Consider the following 19,437-nt stretch of genomic DNA (forward strand, 5'->3'; position numbering starts at 1 on the left):
GCGCGCGAGGCGGCGGCGTGACATCGTGGACGACGGCCGGAGCGGCGCAGTGGTGATGGAAACGGGATCGGCCGTGTTCCTGTCGGGCGGCGGCGCCATGGGGTCCCGCATGCGGGCGCGCGACTGGGGCGCGACGCCGCTCGGGCCGGCCGGGGCCTGGCCGCAGTCGCTGAAGACGCTGGTGGGCGTGATGCTGGCCGCCAAGCAGCCGATGTTCCTGTGCTGGGGGCCGGAGCGGCTCCTGCTGTTCAACGACGCCTACACGTCCATCCTCGGCGGCAAGGACGTCGACGACGCGCTCGGCCGCCCCTTCCTCGACGTGTGGCCGGACCTGCGCGAGGCGCTGCAGCCGCTGGTCGACCAGGTGTACGGCGGCGAGCCGGTCCACATGGACGACATCGCGCTGACCCTGGACCGCGGCGACGGCCCGGAGGACACGCATTTCGCCTTCTCGTACACGCCCGTGAGGGCCGAGGACGGCTCCGTCGATGGCCTGTTCTGCCCCTGCACCGAGACCACGGGCCAGGTGCTGGCCGACCGGCGCCAGCGCTTCCGCCTCGACCTCGACGCCCGGCTGCGCGAGGTGTCCGACGCGGCCGGGATCGTGCGCGAAAGCGTGTCGGCGCTGGGCCGCCACCTCGGCGCCCACCGGGTCGGCTACGGCCACGTGCTGGCCGACGACCAGAGCATCGTGCTCGAAACCAGCTACGCCGACGGGTTGCCGCCGGTGACGGGCCTGTTCCGCCTCGACGACTTCGGCCCCTCGATCGTGGCGCCGCAGCGGCGGGGCGAGACGGTGGTGCGCGCCGACGTGCTGGCCGACACCTCCGACGACCCCAGGGCATGGCTGGCCGTGCAAGCGCGGGCGCTGATCTCCGTGCCGCTGATCCGCGACGGCCGCATGGCGGCGGGGCTCTTCGTCAACGGGCGCGAGCCGCGGCGCTGGACGCCGGACGAGGTGGCGCTGGTCGAGGAGGTGGCGGCGCGCGTGTGGCAGGCGGTGGACCGCGCCCGGGCCGAGGCCGCGCTGCGCGACAGCGAGGCCCACCTCGCCGGCATCTTCCGCCAGACCGGCGCCGGCTTCGCCGAGACGGACGTCGACGGCCGCTTCCTGTCGGTCAACGACCATTTCTGCGAGCTCGTCGGGCGCGGCCGCGCGGAGCTGCTGGCGCTCCGCATGGCCGACATCACGCATCCGGACGACGGGATCGCGCTGCCGGTCGAGCGCATGGCCGAGACCGGCGAGGCGGTCGCGGTCGAGAAGCGCTACGTCCGGCCGGACGGGGCCGAGGTGTGGGTCGCCGACACGGTCAGCCTCATCGCCTCGGGCGCCCCGTCGGGCGGCGCCTCCGCGCCGACCCTGCTGGCCGTGGCCATCGACATCGGCGAGCGCAAGCGCGCCGAGCGCGAGCTCGCCGCGGCGCGCGACGCCGCCGAGGAGGCCAACCTCGCGAAGAGCACCTTCATCGCCAACATGAGCCACGAGCTGCGCACGCCGCTGTCCGCCATCATCGGCTACGCGGAGATGCTGCAGGAGGAGTTCGCCGACGCCGGCGGCGGGGACGCGCCGGCCGAGGACGTGCGCAAGATCGAGACCAACGCCCGCCACCTGCTCGGCCTCATCAACGACGTGCTCGACCTCAGCAAGATCGAGAGCGGCCGCATGGAGCTCTACGCCGAAACCTTCGACGTGGCCGAGATGGTGGGCGACCTCGGCTCCACCGTGCAGGCCCTGGTGGACCGCAAGGACAACCGGCTCGACCTCCACCTCGAGCCCGGCCTCGGCACCATGCACACGGACGTGACCAAGCTCCGGCAGGTGCTCCTCAACCTCCTGTCCAACGCCGCCAAGTTCACGGAAGGCGGCACCGTCACGCTGTCGGTGTCGCGCATCACGGGCGCCCACGGCGATGCGGACTGGCTGGTGTTCCGCGTGGCCGACACCGGCATCGGCATGACGGAGGAGCAGCTCGGGCGCCTGTTCCAGCGCTTCACCCAGGCCGACGCCTCGACCACGCGCCGCTTCGGCGGCACGGGGCTCGGCCTGTCGATCTCCAAGGCCTTCGGCACCATGCTGGGCGGCGACCTGTCGGTCGACAGCGCGCCCGGCGAGGGCTCGACCTTCACGATATTCCTGCCCGCGACCCTGCCGGAAGCGCCGGCCGCCGCGGGCGAGGGGGGAGACCACGGCGCCGCACCCGCGCCGCACCGCGCGCCCGACGTGCACCGCGACGTGGTGCTGGTGATCGACGACGACCCCGCCCAGCGCGATCTGATGACGCGCTTCCTCGGCCGCGAGGGGTTCGGGGCGCTCACGGCGCCGGACGGCTACACTGGCCTGCAGCTCGCCCGCAGCCTGCGCCCGCGCGCCATCCTGCTCGACGTCACGATGCCGGGGCTCGACGGCTGGTCGGTGCTGTCCGCGCTGAAGGCCGACCCGGTGCTGGCCGCCATCCCGGTCGTGATGGTGACCTTCCAGGAGGAGCGCGGGCTCGCGACCTCGCTCGGCGCCGCCGACTACGTGATGAAGCCGGTGAAGTGGGAGCGCTTCCGCCAGGTGATGGACCGCTTCCGCGACGCCGAGGGCGACGTGCTGGTGGTCGACGACGACCCCGACACGCGCCACCACCTCCGCACCGTGCTGGAGCGCGACGACTGGTCGGTGGTGGAGGCCGGGGACGGGCAGGCCGCGCTGGCCTCGGTGGCGGCGGCGCTGCCCCGCGTGGTGCTGCTCGACCTCGAGATGCCGGTGATGGACGGCTTCGGCTTCCTCGAATCCTTCCGGGCCGTGCCGGGCTGCGCCGACATCCCCGTGGTGGTGCTCACCGCGCGCGACCTGACGCGCGAGGACCGCCGCCGCCTGCAGGGCGCCAGCCAGATCCTCAACAAGGGCGAGACGAGCCTGCGCGCCCTGGCGTCCCGGCTCCGCGCCATCGCCGAGGCGGCGCCCGCCTCCCCCTGATCGACGGCGTGGGTCAGGCCGACAGCTGGTCGACGACCTTGAGGAGGTCGGAGCTGGCCTGGATGACCTTGGAGTTGGCCTCGTAGGAGCGCTGCGCCGAGATCATGGAGGTGAGCTCGGTGGCGAGGTCCACGGTGGAGTTCTCCAGGTTGCCCGAGTCGATCTCGCCGAGGCTGCCCGTGGTGGCGGTGCCGACCGTCACGGTCCCGGAGGCGAGGTTGGCCTGGTACACGTTGCCGGTCAGCGAGGTCAGGTTGTCGGGGCTCGGCACGTCGGCGAGCGGGATGCGGTAGGTCGCCTCGCTGACGCCGTTGGCGTAGACGGACGTCACCGTGCCGTCCGTGCCGATCGTGACGTGGTCGAGCTTGGAAGGCGCGCTGCCGTCCACCGTCGCGGTGTTGATCGTGAAGGACGAGGCGAGCTGGGTCGACTGGCTGACGTCGAGGGTCAGCTTCTTGCCGCCGAGGCTCGTCAGGTCCGCCGTCAGCGTCGTGGCGCTGGCGTTGCTGCCGCTCGCGAGCTTGCCGGTGGTGGGGTCGTAGGTCAGCGGCTGGGCCGCGCCGATCGTCGTCCCATCCGCGTCGTTTGTGATCTGGGCGCTCCAGGCGTTGGTGCCGGTCTTGGTGAAGGTGATGTCGAGGGTGAGCGGGTTGCCGAGGTCGTCGTAGGCGACGATCGAGGTCTTGGACGTGGCGCCGGAGGCCGCGTTCGAGGGCAGGTTGAACTGCAGCGTGCCGGTCTGCGACGGGGCGGCGTTGAGCTGCTGCTTGTTGAGGTTGATGACCTGCAGGCCGCCGGTGCCGTTGGCCGTGGCGGTCGAGCCGTCGGTCAGGTTGTAGCCCATCAGCTTGTAGCCGGCGGTGTTGACGAGGTCGCCCGACGCGTCGGCCACGAAGGAGCCGGCCCGCGTCAGCGCGGTCGCGCCGTTCGAGCCCTGCACGACGAAGAAGCCGTTGCCCTTGATGGCGAGGTCGGTGACGGAGGTCGAGGCCGTGAGCGTGCCCTGGTCGCCGATGCCGTAGCGCACCTTGGACTGCACGCCGCCCGAACTGTAGTCGAAGGTCGACCGGTCCCCGATCATCGTCTCGAAGGCGACCGTCGCGTCCTTGTAGCCCGTGGTCGCGGAGTTCGCGATGTTGTCGCCGATGGTGCTCAGCATGTTGGCCTGCGCGGCCATGCCCGAGACGCCGGTGTTGAGGGTTCCGAACAGGCTCAGTGTCCGTCCGATAAGGGCACGTGGGGTTGAGTGGCCGGGGCTGAGATGATTCCAGGAGGGTGCTGAAACCTGATCTGGAACCGCCATGTGGACCCCGGCCACCCGCGAGCAGCATAGCCGCTCCGAACTCCGCTACTCAACCGATCTGACCGACGCCGAATGGGCCGTCATCGAACCGCTGTTGCCGCCCGGCAACCCGCTCGGACGGCCCCGGCTGTGGTCGTTGCGGGAGATTGTGAACGGCATTTTCTATGTGCTGCGGGGCGGCGTTCCCTGGCGCCTGTTGCCGAAGGACCTGCCCCCGAAGAGCACGGTGTACGGCTACTTCAGCGCGTGGCGCGATGAGGGCCTGTTCGCCGGCATCAACCACCATCTCGTCATGCTGGATCGCGAGCGGGCCGGGCGAGAGGCTTCGCCCACCGCGGCCGTGCTCGACAGCCAGAGCGTGAAGACCACGGAGAGCGGCGGTCCGCGGGGCTACGACGCGGGCAAGAAGGTGAAGGGTCGCAAGCGCCGGCCCTGGTCGACACGGACGGCCGCGCCCTGGTGCTCGACCCGCAGCCGGCCGACGTGCAGGACCGCGACGGGGCCGTGCCGGTGCTCAAGCAGTCACGCCGTTCATATCCTTTCATCGCCAAGGCCTTCGCCGACGCGGGCTACGCCGGCGACAAGCCGGACAGCGCCACGCTCATCGCCGTCGAGATCGTCCGCAAACCACCCGGGCAGGTCGGCTTCGTGGTTCACCCCCGGCGATGGGTGGTTGAGCGCTTCTTCGCCTGGATCAGCCGCAATCGACGCCTCTGGAAGGATCCGGAGGCCACAATCGCATCCGCAAAGGCCTTCCTCTACGCTGCGTCCGTCATGATGCTGCTACGTCGCATAGGTTGCGCAGCCTGACTTCCCGGACGGACTCTCATGCCGGGGCTCCTTTCGACCGAAAGAGGAGCATCCGAGGCTTGTGCCGAACTGTGACATCCTATGTTATATTGACCGGGAACCGTCGCTCGACAGTCTTTCCGGATGAAGTTCGGGCGATCGGAAGAAACAGCGCCGTCGAGACTTGGCGGCGCGCCCTCCGGGGCCTACCCCGCGCTTCACCACGGCCGTGCGAGGATCTCGGTCTCGCAGGCTTCGCGGGGCAGGCCGCGCCTCGACTTGGCCTCGTCGTGGTAGACCACGGTCCAGTCCGGCAGCGCCGCCTTGAGGGCCTTGGCGATGGCCAGCCCCTCCGCGGCGAAGCGCGCGACGTCGAGCGCGGGCGCGTCCTCGTCCATGTCGTCGTGCTCGTCATAGGCCGCCTGCCAGGCGTCGATGCGGTCGCGCAGGGGAAGCGGCACGGGGAGGTCGTCGAGGGCGCCCTCGGTGCCGTCCATCTGCCACACGCCTTCCGAGCCGAAGACCGCCATCAGGCGGACCCAGCGCAGCCCGTGGAAGCGGCTCGTCCCCCCGGTCACGGCGCGACCTCGCGCGAAGAGTCGTCCTGCGGCGCGTAGCCGATGAGCGCGCGCGTCGCCCCGATGTCCCAGGCCATGCCGGCGTTGGCCGACATGGCGTTGACCGCGATCGCCGGCGCCGGCCAGGCCGACGCGTCGGCGCGCAGGGCGGCCGAGACGGCGGCGAGGAAGTCGCGGTTCGACAGCCACATGCCGCGGAACCAGCGCAGGATGCGCGCCGCCTCCGGCGTGTCGGGGCCGGGATCGCCGGGGATCCCGGAGGCCGTCATGGTGCCGGGACGGTTGTCGCCGGGCTGGCACCAGCCGATGCGCAGGCTCACCGCGGTGAGGCCGCCGGCCTCGGCCCGCGCGGCCAGCAGCCGCTCGCCCATCAGCTTCGCCGCCGCATAGGCGCGCTCGGGCTCGACCCCGCCGGTGCGGGTGCCGGGGCGCGGCGGCAGCGCCGTCGTCAGCGTGCCCGGCGCGAGCTCCGCCTCCGCGTAGCCGCCCATGACGTGGTTGGAGGAGGCGAAGACGAGGCGCTTCGGGCCGCCGGCATCCCCCAGCGCCAGGGCGAGGTTCAGCGTCATGTCGAAGGACGCGGCGGCGTCGGCCCAGGTGGCGTCGGGGTAGGGGCGCTGCGCGGCGAGGTGGACGGCCGCATCGGCCTCGGCGCAGGCCGCGTCGAGGCCGGGCGAGCGCCGCGCGAGGTCGATCGCGAGGGGCCGCACCTTGGGGTGGGCCGCGGCCGGGGCCTCGACGTCGAGCGCCAGGACGGCCGCGCACCAGGGCGCCTCGGCGAGGTGGGCGACGAGCTTGCGGCCGAGGTTGCCGCCGGCGCCGGTGACGAGGATGCGGAGCGGCGAGGGGTCCGGCATGCGCGTCCTTTCGGCGTGGCGGCGATCCTCCCTCCCTTAGCCGATCACGCGGCGGCCCGCATCAGGCTCCGCGGCTCAGCACAGGGCCGGACAGGCCGAGGGCCGTGTTGACGATCGCGAGATGCGTCAGCGCCTGCGGGAAGTTGCCCGTCATGTGCCGGGCCGGGACGTTGTACTCCTCCGCGAAGAGCCCGAGGTCGTTGCCGACCGCGAGCAGGCGCTCGAACTGCGCCACCGCCTCCTCGTGCCGGCCCTGCATGTCGAGGCAGTCCGCCATCCAGCAGGAGCAGGGCAGGAAGGCGCCCTCGTTAGGCCCGTCCACCTTGGCCTTCATGCGCCGGATCAGCCCGCCCTCGGACAGCACCTCGCCGACCCTGGCGACCGTGGCGGCCATGCGGGGATCGTCCGCCGGCAGGAAGCCGACGATCGGCAGGAGCAGCAGGCTCGCGTCCATCGCCTCGTTGCCGTAGGCCTGCGTGAAGGTCCCCAGGCCCTCGTTCCAGGCCTCGCGGTTCACGGCGGCATGCACCTTGTCGCGCAGGACCCTGAGGTGGGCGAGGCGCTCGGGCGTCTCGTCGGCGAAGGTGCCGCCGTCGCGCAGGGCGCGGTCGAAGCCCGCCCAGGCCATGGCCTTGGAATAGGTGTACTGCCGCGGGTGGCCGCGCGACTCCCACACGCCCGAGCCCGGCGTGTCCCACACCTTCTCCAACTCGTCGACGATGCGGCGCTCGACCGCGACGTGGTGCGGCGTGACCTCGATGCCGGCGCGCCGCGCGAGGTCGAGGCAGTCGAGCACCTCGCCGTAGACGTCGATCTGGTGCTGCTTGGCCGCCGCGTTGCCGATCAGCACGGGCCGGGCGTCGCGGTAGCCCGGCAACTCCTCCATCTTGTACTCGTCGAGGTGCCGGCCGCCGTCGAGCCGGTACATGATCTGCATCTTCTCCGGCGCGCCGCCCACCGCGCGCAGCAGCCAGTCGCGCCAGGCCGTCGCCTCCTCGGTGAAGCCCGCGTTGAGGAAGGCCGTCAGCGTGAAGGAGGCGTCGCGCAGCCAGCAGTAGCGGTAGTCCCAGTTCATGTCGCCGCCGGCGAGCTCCGGCAGGCTCGTGGTCGGCGCCGCGACGAGGCCGCCGGTGAGGTGGTGCTGCATCGCCTTGAGCGTGATGAGCGAGCGCTTGACGACCTCCGGCCAGCGCGTGCGCTTCGCGTCGAAGCGGCCGATCCAGCGGCGCCAGTGGTCCCGCGTGTCGGCGAGCGCCCGCTCGGCGTCGAGCCGGTCATCCTGCTCCGGGGGGCGCTTCTGGCCGGACGCCAGGGCCGTGTCCATCAGCGACGAATAGGAGAGCACGAAGGCGAGGCGCTGGCCTTCGCGGACGGTGAACTGCGCCGTCGCGACGTCGTCGTCGAGCGCGACCTCCACGGGCGCGTCGAGGCTCACCTGGTCGGGGCCGATCTTCGCGGTGATGCCCCGCTCCGTCGCCTCGCACCAGGGCGGCACCGTGCCGTAGGCGAAGCGGAGCTTCAGCACCATGTCGAGCGCGACCTCGCCCGACAGGCCCTCGACGATCCGCACGAGCGACGACAGGTCGCCGTCGCGCATCGGCATGAAGTCGGTGATGCGGTAGGCGCCGCCCTCGACCTCGGCGTCGGTCTGGAGGACCAGCGTGTCCTCCTCGTAGCGGCGCGACTGGCCCGTGACCTTCGCCTTGGGGCTGAACGACCAGGAGCCGTGCCGCTCGTCCCCGAGCAGGGCCGCGAAGCAGGCGTCGCTGTCGAAGCGCGGCCAGCACAGCCAGTCGACGGAGCCGTCGCGCCCGACGAGGGCCGTGGTCTGGCCGTCGCCGACGAGGCCGTAATCCGCGATGCGTGAACTCATGGGAGGTGTCCTGGACGGGGAGGGGGCGGCGCGTCAGCGTTTCGGCTGGCGCGGCCGGAGGAAGGCGCGGAGCAGGGCCATCGCGCCGAGCCCGATGGCGGCAGCGCCTTCCGGGGTGCGGGCGATCTCCGCGCCCCGGTGGACGGCCGCGCCGAGCGCCGCGCGGCCGGCGCGGGACGCGTCCTCCATGACGTGGGCCGGGGTGAGGTTGGACTTGAGATCCGCCATCGTCGAGGCGAGGTCGCGCCGCGCGAGCTCCACCGCGACGGTCGCCTCGGCGAGGACGCTCCCCGGCTCGGGGAGGTCGTCGCCCTCGTATTCGCCGAGCGGCTGCACCTTGCCCCGGAACACCCAGTAGACCGCGGCGGTGTAGATCAGCGTGACGGGATAGATCACGAGGCCGATGCCCCAGAACATGAAGGCCAGGCTCGCGGGCGGGGCCGCCGCCTCCGCGATGGTCAGCGAGAACGGCACGATGAAGGGCAGGAGCGAGCCCACCATGGTGACGAAGGCCGCGACGAACATGACCACGGTCATGGGCAGCGGGAGCCTGTCGATCCGCTTCCACACCCCGTAGACCAGCAGGGCGCCGGCCAGCGCGCCGACGGCGAGCGGGACCAGGAGCCAGGGCCGCTCGAACCACGTGCCGGCGACGCGCATGTGGAAGGCGAAGAGCCCGATCGCTGCGAGCACCAGGAAGGCCGCGAGGCCGGCGAGGATGCGCGGCATGACGGCGTAGCCGAAGTCGCGGACCTCCGTCTCGGTCTTGTGGATCAGCCAGCAGGCGCCGAGCAGCGCGTAGCCGAACACGAGGCCGAACCCGCACAGGATCGAGTACCAGGACACCCACGAGAAGGCGGAGCCGACGTAGATGCCGTCGCGCACCGGCAGCTCCTGCACGAAGGCGCCGATGGCGGCGCCCTGCGTGAAGGCCGCCACGATCGAGCCGACGCCGAAGCTCAGCGTCCACAGCCAGCGCATGTGCAGCGTCTTCGACCGGAACTCGAAGGCGACGCCGCGCAGGATGAGACCGCACAGCATGACGATGACGGGGATGTAGAAGGCCCCGAGCAGGATCGCGTAGGCGGCGGGGAAGACGCCGAACAGCGTCGCCCCCGAGATGATGAGCCACGTCTCGTTGCCGTCCCACACGGGCGAGACGGCGTCCATCATGTGGCGCCTGTGCCGCTCGGAGGGCGCGAACAGGAACAGCACGCCGATGCCGAGGTCGAATCCGTCGAGCAGGACGTAGAGCAGGAGCGAGAGGCCGAGGGCCGCGGACCAGAAGGTGAGCACGGGTCGCCCTCACTCGGCCGGGGTGGGGCGGGGGCGGCCCGGCGCGCCGGTGCCGGTCTTCGACGAGGCGCCGTGCGGGCTGCCGCCGGGGATCGACAGCGGCCGCTTGGCGTTGGTGGTCGTGTCCTCGACGGGCCGGTCGAGCGCCTCGGGGCCACGCCTGAGGGTGCGGTAGATGTAGTAGGTGCCGGCGATGAAGATCACCGAGTAGATGGTGCCGAACAGCAGCAGCGTGAACGCCACGGTGCCGGTGGTGAGCGCGGGCGTGATCGCGTCCGCGGTGCGCAGGTGGCCGTAGACGACCCAGGGCTGCCGCCCCGTCTCGGCCGTGAACCAGCCCATCAGCGTCGCCAGGAAGCCGATGGGGAAGCTCATGAACACGGGCCACAGGAACCAGCGCGTCGTCATCAGCTTGCGGCGCCAGCCGAGGAACGTCCCGAACCACGCGAGCGCCAGCATGATCAGGCCGAGCCCCACCATGATGCGGAACGTGAAGAAGATGATGTAGACGAACGGGCGGTCCTGCACCGGGATGTCGACGATGCCGGGCTCGCGCGCGGTCAGGCTGCCCGAGTCGATGATGCTGCCGAAGGGCGGCGGCAGGGCGATCTGGAAGTCGTTGCGCTCCTGCGCCGGGTTCGGCCAGCCGATCAGAACCTCGCCGGCGGGCTGCTGGGCGTGCCAGCGGCCCTCGAGCGCGGTGATCTTGGAGGGCTGGTCGTTGACCACGTAGCCGCCGACGAGGTGGCCGCAGACGAGCTGCACCGGCACCAGCACGGCCGCGAGGCCGAGGCCGAAGCGCAGCATGATCCTGGCTTCCGCGTCGTTGCGCTTCTGGAGCGCGTACCAGGCCCCGGTGGCGGCGACGCAGAACGACGTCGTGACGTAGGCCGCGAAGATCATGTGCAGCCAGCGGACGATCGTCACGTAGTTGAACAGGATCTGCACCCAGTCGACAGGCACGAAGGTGTCCTTCGGGCCCATCACGAAGCCCGTCGGATGCTGCATCCAGCTGTTGTTGACGAGGATCCAGAAGGACGACAGGTCCGTGCCGAGCGAGATCGCCACCGTGGCCAGGAGGTAGACCAGCGGCGGCACGCGCTTGCGGCCGAAGATGAGGATGCCGAAGAAGGCCGCCTCGAGCATGAAGGCCGAGAAGCTCTCATAGGCCAGGAGGCCGCCCTGGATGTCGCCCGAGCGGCGCGACAGCTCGCTCCAGTTCGTGCCGAACTGGAACGCCATCACGATGCCCGACACCACCCCGAGGCCGAACGCCACGGCGAAGATGCGCAGCCAGAAGTCGAAGAGCCGACGGTAGATGGGCTTCTTCTTGAAGTAGCTGAACAACTCCAGCGTCATCAGCCAGGCCGCCAACCCGATCGTGAAGGCCGGAAAGATGATGTGGAACGAGACCGTGAATGCGAACTGCATCCGCGACAGCAGGAGCGCCGTGAAATCCATGGGCGATCGACCTCCAGACCTATGAGGAGTTCAGAAATCGTACTTTTTGGCGAGCTGATGCAAGACGAAGATGCCGGCCAAAATCGCCGCACCGGCATAGACGCCGTCGCGGTGGCGGTCGGTGAACATCTCGAGCGAGCCCGTCCGCGACTTCGCGTCGAAGCGGCCGTGCGCGCCGTAGTCGCCCTTCACGGGCTCCCACAGGTTCCCCTTGTAGTTGGGTGGCAGCTTCTGGTCGGTGGTCTGGGACGTGTAGCCGAACTTGGCGAGGTAGCGGTCCGCGAAGGCCGGGGCGATGCGGTTGGCCCAGATGGCCTGCACGGTGGGCCAGCCGACCCAGATCTCGCGGCGCTTGTTGGTGGCGCCAAAATAGACCGCGCGGGCCGGCACCTCGGGCTGGTAGATCGGCGGCACGGGCTGGGCCATGAAGCCGAGCTTGTTGACCGCCCAGTTGAACTGCGGCGTGTTCACGGCCGGCAGGTCCACCATGCAGAGGTGGATGTCGAGCTTGTCGTGGATCAGCTCGGAGCGCAGCGAATCCGTGAAGCCGCGGATGGCCGCCTTGGCGCCGCAATAGATCGACTGCAGCGGCACCGAGCGGTAGGTCAGGGCCGAGCCGACGTTGACGATGGAGCCGCGGTTGCGCGGGCGCATCCGCTTCAGCGCCGACATCATGCCGTAGACCTGGCCGAGGTAGGTCACCTCCGTGCCGCGCAGCGCTTCCTCGGGCGTGATGTCGGCCACGGGCGAGAAGACGGTCGAGAAGGCCACGTTGACCCACACGTCGATGGGTCCGAGCTCCTTCTCGACGCGCTCCGCGGCGGCCTCGACGGCGGCGGCGTCCGCGACGTCGGTGGGGATCGGCAGGGCGCGCACGCCCTGGCGGCGCGTCTCGTAGGCGGCGCGCTCCAGGCGGTCCGGGTCGCGCGACAGCAGCGCCACGTCGTAGCCGTGCTTGGCAAATTCCGTCACCACGGCCCTGCCGACGCCGGCTCCGGCGCCCGTCACCACCACAATCTTAGCCATCGCTCATTTCTCCGTGATCTGCGCTTCAATGGGCAGACCCGTCGTAAGATGCAGGCGACGGTCAGATTCTCGATCTTAGGATAGTCCGACCCCTCAACGGGTGCAGAGAATTTTCAGCGCGGCATCGGCGGCGGCGGCCGGGCGCGCGCAGAGCCGGGCCGCCGCCTCCGCGCCCACGAGGTCGGCCGCGTCGTAGCTCTGCCGGCCGCAGCCGGCCGCCAGCGCCTCGTCGCTGAGCTTCAGGAGGTCGGCGTCGCTGCCGCCCCGCGCCGCGCGCATCCGGGCGTCGAAGGCGCGGGTGCAGCGCAGCCCGCCGTCGGGGTCGGGAGCCAGCGGGGCGTGCCACACCATGTAGCCGCCGGAGGCCGCCGCCACGAGCGCCATGGCGATCAGGACCCCGGGCAGCGCAAAGGACCGGCGGCGCGGGGGCCAGGTCTCAGGCTCGGCGGCCGGGTGCGGCATGTCGGACTGAATCGGGGTGGCCCGTCGCTCGGTGGGGGAGGGCGGCACCTTGCCCGATCGGCGCCGCGCTGGCCAGACCGGCTCCCGCAGCCCGATGCGCCGTCAGCCGGCTCGGCGCACCAGCGTCGGCCGGGCCTGCTCCGGCGCCGCCTCGTCGGGGCGGGCGAGGCCGGGCTCGCGCGCCAGGATGGCCGCCATGGCGCGGGCGCGCTCGGCCCACACCTCGCTCAGGCGCTCCGCGGCCTCGACCTCCGCCCGCGCCGCCGCGAGCGCGATGCGGGCGTCGTCGAGCTCGCGGCGCAGCCCGGTCGTGCGCCGGCGCTCCTCGTCGAGCGCGGCGCGCAGCACGCCGGACTCGCCGCCCGCCGGTGCCGGGGCGACCGCGGGCGCCCGGTCCCGCAGCGCGCCGCGCAGCCGCTCGACGTCGAGGCCCGGCCCGCGCGCGGGCGGCGGCGGGGCCGGGGTGTCCTCGTTCTCACCCCGCTCCACGATGGTCAGCAGGGTGGCGAAGAGCCGGTCCGCCTCGACGTGCGCGGGGTCGAAGCCGGTCTGTTCCGCGACGTCGCCCCACAGCGTCCGCCCCTGCGACCCCTGGCCCACGAAGGCCATCGACCAGTTGGGGAAGCCGCGCGCCGCGACGGGCTCGCACTGCAGCACGCTGACGTCGCTGTGGCGAGTGTCGCGCTGGATGCGCTCGAAGGTGGTCTCGACGGCAGCGCGGGGCCCTTCGAGGATCTGGGCGAAGAAGCCGGCGTTGAACAGCAGCGCCCCGGTCACGCCGACGCGGGCGTTGTTGCGCTTGGAGACGGCCAGGATGCCGTCCACGGCGGCGGCTTGTTCGGCGTCGCTGCCGCCGAGGAAGTTCCGGCTGGTGTAGATCAGGCGGTAAAGGTCGTTCATCGCGCGGCTGCCAGGCTCAGGGGGAGGGAGGCGTGTCGGTCGGCGCCCGCCTGCTCGGCGAAGAGGCGGGCGATCTCGGCGGGGGGGACGGGGCGGGAGATGAAGTAGCCCTGCACCTCGGTGCAACCTTCGCGGCGGATGTGGCTCATCTGTTCGAGCGTCTCGACGCCCTCGGCGACGGTGGCCATGCCGAGCGCGGCCCCGAGGCTCGCCACGGCGCGCACGATCGCCATGTGGTCGCCGCCGGCCGCTTTGGGGATGCCCGACACGAAGGAGCGGTCGATCTTGATCTTGTCGAAGGGGAAGGAGCGCAGGTAGCTCAGCGACGAATAGCCGGTGCCGAAATCGTCCATGGAGATGCGCAGGCCGAGGTCGCGCAGGGCGTGGAGCGTGGCGATGTTGGCGGCGTTGTCGTGGAGCAGCAGGCCCTCGGTGATCTCCAGCTCCAGCCTGTGCGGCGCGAGGCCGGAGGACGAGAGCGCCGAGGCGATGGCCTGCACCAGCCTGCTGCTCTTGAACTGGGCCGGCGACAGGTTGACGGCGATCGTCAGGTCCCCGGGCCAGGACGCGGCTTCGCGGCAGGCCGTGCGGACCACCCACTCGCCGATCGGCACGATGAGGCCGATCTCCTCGGCGAGCGGGATGAACTCGGCCGGCGACACCGTGCCCCGCACCGGGTGGCGCCAGCGGATCAGGGCCTCGCAGCCCACGAGGCGCTCCGTTTCGAGGTTCAACTGCGGCTGGTAGACGAGCTCGAACTCGTGCGCCGCCACGGCGCGGCGCAGGTCGAGCTCCAACTGCCGCCGCGCCTGCACGCGCGCGTCCATCTCGGGCTCGAAGAAGCGGAAGGCGCCGCGCCCGTCGAGCTTGGCGCGGTAGAGCGCGAGGTCGGCGCAGCGCATCAGGGCGGCGGGATCGGTGCCGTCCGCGGGGGCGAGCGCCACGCCGACGCTGGCCCCGATGTTGACGAGGTGCCCGTCGACCACGTAGGCGCGGCCGAGGAGGTCGACGATGCGCTTGGCCAGGGTCCCGGCCTCCTCGGGCCCGGACGCGTCGCTCTGCACAACCGCGAACTCGTCGCCGCCGAGCCGCGCGACCGTGTCGGTGGGCCGCAGCGTGATCTCGAGCCGCTCCGCGACCTTGCGCAGCAGCGCGTCGCCGATCGGGTGGCCAAGCGTGTCGTTGACGTGCTTGAAGCGGTCGAGGTCGACGGCCAGCACGGCGAAGCCCTCGCCCTGCCGGTCGAGCCGCGCGCGGGCCTCGTCGAGCCGGGTCCCGAAGCGGACGCGGTTCGCGAGGCCGGTCAGGGCATCGACGGTGCCGGCCGAGCCGCCGTCGAGCCGGGCCGCGCGGGCCGCCGCGGCCTCGACCGTCACGGACCACCCCGCCTGTCCGAGCGGCGCCACGTCGAGCAGCACCGGCACGCCCGCGAAGGCGAGCGCCAGCGTGACGGCCTCGCCGCGGCGCAGCGGCCCGCGCAGCCGCATCAGCGCGACGCGCCGCTCGTCGGCCCGGCCCCGTCCGAGGGCGGACAGGAGGTGGCGCAGGGACAGGCCGACCACGTCCGCGGCGAGCCCGAGGAGGCGCCGCGCCTCGGACGAGCACAGCGCCACCCGGCCGTCGCGCCCGACGAGCAGGACGCCGCCCGGGGCGCCGTCGAGGAAGGTCGCCGCCATGGCGCCCCCGTCGGACGACGGACGGCCGAAGCTCTCACCCCGTTGCGGCCTCGACGCTTGCATGACGCTGCGAACCCCTGTCCCACGCTCGCCCGGCCCACCGCGGGCCGGCCTCACGCGTAAACAGCGTTACGTCGCAGACTCTCAACAGAGCGTAACGGGCCGCCCCGGCGCATCGCACTATTGTGCCGGGACGCCCGAAGTGGCCCGAATGTCGCAGCATCGGCCGATGTAGACTATCATTTGATCGTGTCGAGGGGGATGTGTTCTGGAGATCGACACATGTAAGCCTGCACCGGCCGTCGCCTACCGGCCCTTGAGCACCAGCAGCGTGTTGGCGGGCAGGTGCCAGCCCTTGGCGGTCTCGAACTCGGCCGTGCCGGTGCCGCCGTAGTCGGGCTCCTCGCTCGACCACAGCACCTCCCAGCTCTTGCCGCGCGGGGGCGCCACCAGCGGCTCGGGGAAGCTCTTGCGGTCGATGTCGCGCCCGAGGTTGATGATCAGCAGCCGGTCGTCGCCGTGGCTCTCGAAGAAGCGCAGCACGAAGGCGTCGGGCCCGATCACGGCGCCGTCGCAGGCCGGACGGTGGTGGGACGAGAAGGCGCGGTCCGTGCGGCGCAGGGCGAGCAGGTCGCGGTGCATCGCCACGACGGCGGCGTTGGCCTCCGCCTCGCGCCAGTCGAGCTTGCAGCGCTCGAAGGTCTCGTCCGCCTCGGGGTCGACGAGCTGCTTCTGGCCCGACGCGGTCGCGAGCGAGGGGAAGTTCGCCATGTACTTGTGGCGTCCCTCGCGCACGAGCTTGGCGAGCTCGGGCCGGTGGTCGGCGAAATACAGGAACGGCGTCGAGGCCCAGAACTCCTGGCCCTGGAACAGCATCGGCGTGCCGGGCATCAGCAGCGACAGCGCGGTCAGGGCCCGCGCCCGCGGCGGGCTGGTGAGCTGGTGCAGGCGCCAGCCGCGCGCCGAATTCGCCACCTGGTCGTGGTTCTGCACGAAGGTCACGAAGGCGTCGGGCTTGAGGTCGAGCGCCAGCACGCCGCGCCGCTCGTCCGAGAAGCCGAAGCGCTGGCCCTGGAACAGGTAGCCGTATTTGGCGGCCGAGATGAACTCCTGCGGCGAGCCCTCGAAGTCGTGGTAGTAGAACTCGTTGCGGCCCGTCGCGGCCACCATGGCGGAATGGTGGAGGTCGTCGTTCCACACGCCGTCGAGGCCGGCGCCGCCTTGGGTCGCCGGGCGCACGAGGTCGGAGTCCTGCGGCTCGTTCTCGGCCACGATGATGATGCTGCGCTCCCCCGCCGCCTCGCGGGCCGCGCGCCCCAGCGCCGCCACCACGTAGTCGTCGGATTCGTCGTAGATGTTCTGCGTCGCGTCGAGGCGCAGGCCGTCGAAGTGGTATTCGGCGATCCAGTAGGCGGCGTTGGACACGGCGAGGTCGCGCATGCCGGTGTTGTTGGGGCCGTCGTAGTTCAGCGCCTCGCCCCATTCCGTCGAATGGCGGTCGGTGAAGTAGTCCTTCCCGAACGCTTTGAGGAAGTTCCCGTCCGGGCCGATGTGGTTGTAGACCACGTCGAGGATCACGCCCATGCCGAGGCCGTGGGCCCTGTCGACGAAGGCGCGCAGGTCGTCGGGCTTGCCGTAGAGGTGGGTGGGCGCGAACAGGTCGACGCCGTCGTAGCCCCAGCCGAAGCGGCCCGGAAACTCGTTGACCGGCATCATGTTGACGACCGTGACGCCGACGTCCTTCAGGAAGGGCAGCTTGTCCGCCGCCGCCGCCCAGGTGCCCTCGGGCGTGAAGGTGCCGACGTGCATCTCGTAGAGCACCTGGTCGACGATGGTGACGCCCTTCCAGTCGCCGTCGGTCCAGCGGTAGGCGCGGGGGTCGACCACCTGCGAGGCGCCCATCGGCCGCTCGGGCTGCGAGCGCGAGGCCGGGTCGGGGTAGAGCGTGTCGTCGCCGCTGAGGCGATAGTGGTACAGGGCGCCGGCCTCGACCCCCGGCACGGTCGCGGCGTGGTAGCCGTCCCGCTCGGGTTCGAGCACGTGCTCGCCGCCGCCCTCCAGCACCAGGGTCACGGTGGGGTGGTCCGGCGCCCAGACGCGGAAGGAGCAGCCGCGGTCGAGGAGCTCCGCCCCCATGGGGAAGCGCCGCGCGGAAGGCCGTGTGGTCATGCGTGATCCTCGATCCCGACAGTCTCTCGCCCCCCGGATGCAAGGATCCGGCCCAAGGCGGCCTGTCAGAACGATCCCGGCGGGGACTGGTTCGGCCGAAATATCGCGACGAGGGGGGAGGGGAGGCCTACTTCTTGCGGCGCTTGGGCTTGGCGGCCGGGGCGGGCGCCTCGTCGGCGGGCGGCGGCGCGGGGACGGACGCGGGGGCGGGTCCGGCCGCCGCCTTGGCGGGCTTCGCCTTGCCGTCTTCGGGCTCGATGTCCACGTATCTGATCGCCATCGCACCCGCTCCCCGACGCCGCACCATCGCCGACGGCGGTTACGATTTCGTCGGCGCCCGACCGCGCCGACCCGACGAGGAGGCTCTCCCGATTCCGATCACCTATCACGTCGTGGTGGCCTTCGCCCGCAGCGAGGAGGGCGACCTCGTGCCGCTGGAGCCGGCGGAAGCGCCCAACGCCGAGAGTGCCCGGCGCCGCGCCCAGGCGGCCGCGGCCAAGCACGCCGGCGCGCTCGCCTTCAGCCGCACCGGCGACCCCAACACGGGAGACTTCGACGAGGCCAAGCTCACCGCGAGCTTCGGCGAGGTCGACATGGGGCTGCTCGGCGAGTAGCCCCGCCCCCTGGCGAAGCGCGCCGGTCCCGGCCTATGCTGCCGCGGTCGGCGCTCCCGCCGACCGCGAGCGAGCGTCGACGGAGAGACCGCCATGGCCAAGGGCGACAAGCCTAAGAAGGAAAGCAAGGGCAAGCCGAAGAAGGACGCCAAGCCCAAGGCCGGCGCCACGAGCGAGGCCGCCGGCCTGATGACCCGCGGCTCGACCGAGCCGATCGGCAAGAAGAAGTAGAGCCGCGGGGCAGCCGCCCGCTCGCTCCGGATGGATCCGGCACCGCCGTTTCCACCGCCATCGCGAGCGGAGCGACGCGGTCCAGCCGACCCCTCTGGGACGGGGCGCGCCGCGGCGGCCTTCCGGGCGGCTCACCACGGTCCTGGATCGCCTCGCTCGCGACGACGGTTGAGGGAAGGCGCTCGGCGCGCCCGGGACCCGGCCGCTCACGCGGCCCCGATCATCCCCGCCAGCCTGAAGCCCGACATCCAGGCGCATTCCACGCGCGGGCCGAGCAGCCAGTCGCCGCAGACGCCGAGCCGGGTTTCGGCATCCCACAGCGCGTCCCGGCCGAGGCTCCCCGAGCGGGCGTAGCGCCAGCGGTGGGCCGAGGCCGCCGCGGGCTCGGGCAGGGGGCCGCCCGCCGCGTCGGCCAGCGCGGCGAGGAGCTTCGGCACGATGGCGGCCGGCGCCTCCTCCAGGTGCTCGCGCGACCAGTCCGGGCCCGCCTGCACGACCCAGGACTCCGGCCCCGAGCGGCCGGGCTTGGCGGAGTCGCGCGCCGCCCAGCCGACGGGCCCGCGGCGCTTCACCACGTCGTCGAGGGTCGCCAGCCGCTCCGGGAAGGCCGCCATGACGGTCCAGCACGGCGCGGCCGGGGTCGCGTCCGCGGCGTCGGCGAAGTCCGGGGCGTGGTCGCGCACCAGCGCGCCCGCCTGCTCGGCCGGCACCGCGACCACGGCGGCGTCGAAGGGGCCGGCGTCCACACCCTCGCCCGCGAGGCGCCAGGCCCCGCCCTCGCGCGTCAGACGCTCGACCCGCGCCGAACACCGCACGTCGAGCCCCGCCGCCAGCGCCTTCGCGGGGGCGTTCATGCCGGGCACGCCGACGAGGGCGTCGTCGCCCGCCGCCGGCCAGGGCGCCGCGAGCCCGTCGCGCACCCAGGCGTCGACCTGCCGGCGGAAGCCGGGGTCGCGCGCGGTGAAATATTGGGCGCCGTGGTCGAAGCGCGCTTCGCCGAGCGGCGTTTCGGCGCGGCGGTGGGACAGGCGCCCGCCGGGGCCGCGCCCCTTGTCGAACAGCGACACGGCGTGGCCGGCGCCGGCGAGGCGCGCCCCGCAGCTCAGGCCCGCGAGCCCCGCCCCGACGATCGCGATCCTCATGCTCCACCCTCCTGCGGCCCGACGGCCGAGCTCAAACGCCGCGGGGCCGCGGCGGGACGCAAACTTCGTCGCACCATCGGCGTTAGGCCGGACCCCCA

Annotated in this window: 17 protein-coding genes; 4 read left to right on the top strand and 13 right to left on the bottom strand. The window is 72.1% G+C overall.

Annotation, left to right across the window (positions count from 1 at the left end; genetic code table 11):
• Window positions 1-55 precede the first annotated feature (55 nt).
• Complete coding sequence (locus L7N97_RS30060; protein WP_305069258.1) at window positions 56-2,962, top strand: response regulator; 2,907 nt, start codon at window positions 56-58, stop codon at window positions 2,960-2,962.
• 13 nt (window positions 2,963-2,975) lie between these two features.
• Here L7N97_RS30060 and L7N97_RS14170 read toward each other — a convergent pair whose 3' ends face one another.
• Window positions 2,976-4,190 (bottom strand): flagellar hook protein FlgE, encoded by a 1,215-nt coding sequence (locus L7N97_RS14170; RefSeq protein ID WP_309242864.1) that lies wholly within the window; start codon window positions 4,188-4,190, stop codon window positions 2,976-2,978.
• 73 nt (window positions 4,191-4,263) lie between these two features.
• Here L7N97_RS14170 and L7N97_RS14175 point away from each other — a divergent pair.
• Window positions 4,264-5,075 (top strand): IS5 family transposase gene (locus tag L7N97_RS14175; protein WP_428980972.1). Its coding sequence is split into 2 segments (ribosomal slippage): window positions 4,264-4,696 and window positions 4,696-5,075, totalling 813 coding nucleotides; the frame shifts between segments, so codons are not numbered across the junction.
• A gap of 197 nt (window positions 5,076-5,272) precedes the next feature.
• Here L7N97_RS14175 and L7N97_RS14180 read toward each other — a convergent pair.
• The 11 genes from L7N97_RS14180 to L7N97_RS14230 all read right to left on the bottom strand — a co-directional run bounded on the left by L7N97_RS14180 (window position 5,273) and on the right by L7N97_RS14230 (window position 17,632).
• Entirely contained in the window at window positions 5,273-5,632 is a 360-nt protein-coding gene (locus L7N97_RS14180; RefSeq protein ID WP_237478994.1) for a hypothetical protein, read from the bottom strand.
• The gene (locus L7N97_RS14185) at window positions 5,629-6,489 is read right to left on the bottom strand and encodes an NAD-dependent epimerase/dehydratase family protein (protein WP_237478995.1); all 861 of its coding nucleotides are present in this window, start codon (window positions 6,487-6,489) and stop codon (window positions 5,629-5,631) included. The genes L7N97_RS14180 and L7N97_RS14185 overlap by 4 nt, the downstream gene beginning before the upstream one ends.
• 61 nt (window positions 6,490-6,550) lie before the next feature.
• On the bottom strand, window positions 6,551-8,362 hold the full coding sequence (locus tag L7N97_RS14190) for a glycoside hydrolase family 15 protein (RefSeq protein ID WP_237478996.1): 1,812 nt from the start codon (window positions 8,360-8,362) through the stop codon (window positions 6,551-6,553).
• Window positions 8,363-8,395: 33 nt separating this feature from the next.
• Window positions 8,396-9,658: a cytochrome d ubiquinol oxidase subunit II gene (gene cydB, locus L7N97_RS14195; RefSeq protein WP_309242801.1), complete on the bottom strand. Its 1,263-nt coding sequence runs from the start codon at window positions 9,656-9,658 to the stop codon at window positions 8,396-8,398.
• A gap of 9 nt (window positions 9,659-9,667) precedes the next feature.
• Window positions 9,668-11,119, bottom strand: coding sequence for a cytochrome ubiquinol oxidase subunit I (locus tag L7N97_RS14200; RefSeq protein ID WP_237478997.1), 1,452 nt, complete (start codon window positions 11,117-11,119; stop codon window positions 9,668-9,670).
• A 30-nt stretch (window positions 11,120-11,149) separates the two neighbouring features.
• Window positions 11,150-12,145, bottom strand: a complete 996-nt coding sequence (locus tag L7N97_RS14205; RefSeq protein ID WP_237478998.1) for an SDR family oxidoreductase — start codon at window positions 12,143-12,145, stop codon at window positions 11,150-11,152.
• Between the two features lie 93 nt (window positions 12,146-12,238).
• Window positions 12,239-12,607: a hypothetical protein gene (locus tag L7N97_RS14210; RefSeq protein ID WP_237478999.1), complete on the bottom strand. Its 369-nt coding sequence runs from the start codon at window positions 12,605-12,607 to the stop codon at window positions 12,239-12,241.
• Window positions 12,608-12,709: 102 nt separating this feature from the next.
• On the bottom strand, window positions 12,710-13,507 hold the full coding sequence (locus L7N97_RS14215) for a BLUF domain-containing protein (protein WP_237479000.1): 798 nt from the start codon (window positions 13,505-13,507) through the stop codon (window positions 12,710-12,712).
• The gene (locus L7N97_RS14220) at window positions 13,504-15,183 is read right to left on the bottom strand and encodes a putative bifunctional diguanylate cyclase/phosphodiesterase (RefSeq protein ID WP_237479001.1); all 1,680 of its coding nucleotides are present in this window, start codon (window positions 15,181-15,183) and stop codon (window positions 13,504-13,506) included. The genes L7N97_RS14215 and L7N97_RS14220 overlap by 4 nt, the downstream gene beginning before the upstream one ends.
• Before the next feature lie 306 nt (window positions 15,184-15,489).
• On the bottom strand, window positions 15,490-17,352 hold the full coding sequence (treZ, locus tag L7N97_RS14225) for a malto-oligosyltrehalose trehalohydrolase (RefSeq protein WP_237479002.1): 1,863 nt from the start codon (window positions 17,350-17,352) through the stop codon (window positions 15,490-15,492).
• A 127-nt stretch (window positions 17,353-17,479) separates the two neighbouring features.
• On the bottom strand, window positions 17,480-17,632 hold the full coding sequence (locus L7N97_RS14230) for a hypothetical protein (RefSeq protein WP_237479003.1): 153 nt from the start codon (window positions 17,630-17,632) through the stop codon (window positions 17,480-17,482).
• On the opposite strand from L7N97_RS14230, the gene L7N97_RS14235 reads away from it, so the two are divergent.
• Both L7N97_RS14235 and L7N97_RS14240 read left to right on the top strand, forming a co-directional pair.
• Window positions 17,610-17,966, top strand: a complete 357-nt coding sequence (locus L7N97_RS14235) for a hypothetical protein (RefSeq protein WP_237479004.1) — start codon at window positions 17,610-17,612, stop codon at window positions 17,964-17,966. The two genes, L7N97_RS14230 and L7N97_RS14235, sit on opposite strands and share 23 nt — an antisense overlap.
• Before the next feature lie 93 nt (window positions 17,967-18,059).
• A complete protein-coding gene (locus tag L7N97_RS14240) occupies window positions 18,060-18,197 on the top strand; it encodes a hypothetical protein (RefSeq protein WP_237479005.1) in 138 nt (45 codons plus the stop codon).
• Between the two features lie 206 nt (window positions 18,198-18,403).
• Here L7N97_RS14240 and L7N97_RS14245 read toward each other — a convergent pair whose 3' ends face one another.
• Window positions 18,404-19,339 carry an NAD(P)/FAD-dependent oxidoreductase gene (locus L7N97_RS14245; protein ID WP_237479006.1) on the bottom strand — a complete coding sequence of 312 codons (936 nt, stop codon included), beginning with the start codon at window positions 19,337-19,339 and terminating at the stop codon, window positions 18,404-18,406.
• Window positions 19,340-19,437 lie beyond the last annotated feature (98 nt).

The sequence above is a fragment of the Lichenibacterium dinghuense genome, assembly GCF_021730615.1.
Lineage (GTDB): Bacteria > Pseudomonadota > Alphaproteobacteria > Rhizobiales > Beijerinckiaceae > Lichenihabitans > Lichenihabitans dinghuensis.

Bases quoted from the DNA above. Each gene is read 5' to 3' on its own strand.
- L7N97_RS14230 (WP_237479003.1), bottom strand. From the start codon at position 17,632: ATGGCGATCAGATACGTGGACATCGAGCCCGAAGACGGCAAGGCGAAG.
- L7N97_RS14245 (WP_237479006.1), bottom strand. From the start codon at position 19,339: ATGAGGATCGCGATCGTCGGGGCGGGGCTCGCGGGCCTGAGCTGCGGG.
- L7N97_RS14220 (WP_237479001.1), bottom strand. From the start codon at position 15,183: ATGGCGGCGACCTTCCTCGACGGCGCCCCGGGCGGCGTCCTGCTCGTC.
- L7N97_RS14240 (WP_237479005.1), top strand. From the start codon at position 18,060: ATGGCCAAGGGCGACAAGCCTAAGAAGGAAAGCAAGGGCAAGCCGAAG.
- L7N97_RS30060 (WP_305069258.1), top strand. From the start codon at position 56: ATGGAAACGGGATCGGCCGTGTTCCTGTCGGGCGGCGGCGCCATGGGG.
- L7N97_RS14235 (WP_237479004.1), top strand. From the start codon at position 17,610: ATGTCCACGTATCTGATCGCCATCGCACCCGCTCCCCGACGCCGCACC.
- L7N97_RS14215 (WP_237479000.1), bottom strand. From the start codon at position 13,507: ATGAACGACCTTTACCGCCTGATCTACACCAGCCGGAACTTCCTCGGC.
- L7N97_RS14210 (WP_237478999.1), bottom strand. From the start codon at position 12,607: ATGCCGCACCCGGCCGCCGAGCCTGAGACCTGGCCCCCGCGCCGCCGG.
- L7N97_RS14200 (WP_237478997.1), bottom strand. From the start codon at position 11,119: ATGGATTTCACGGCGCTCCTGCTGTCGCGGATGCAGTTCGCATTCACG.
- L7N97_RS14185 (WP_237478995.1), bottom strand. From the start codon at position 6,489: ATGCCGGACCCCTCGCCGCTCCGCATCCTCGTCACCGGCGCCGGCGGC.
- treZ (WP_237479002.1), bottom strand. From the start codon at position 17,352: ATGACCACACGGCCTTCCGCGCGGCGCTTCCCCATGGGGGCGGAGCTC.
- L7N97_RS14205 (WP_237478998.1), bottom strand. From the start codon at position 12,145: ATGGCTAAGATTGTGGTGGTGACGGGCGCCGGAGCCGGCGTCGGCAGG.
- L7N97_RS14190 (WP_237478996.1), bottom strand. From the start codon at position 8,362: ATGAGTTCACGCATCGCGGATTACGGCCTCGTCGGCGACGGCCAGACC.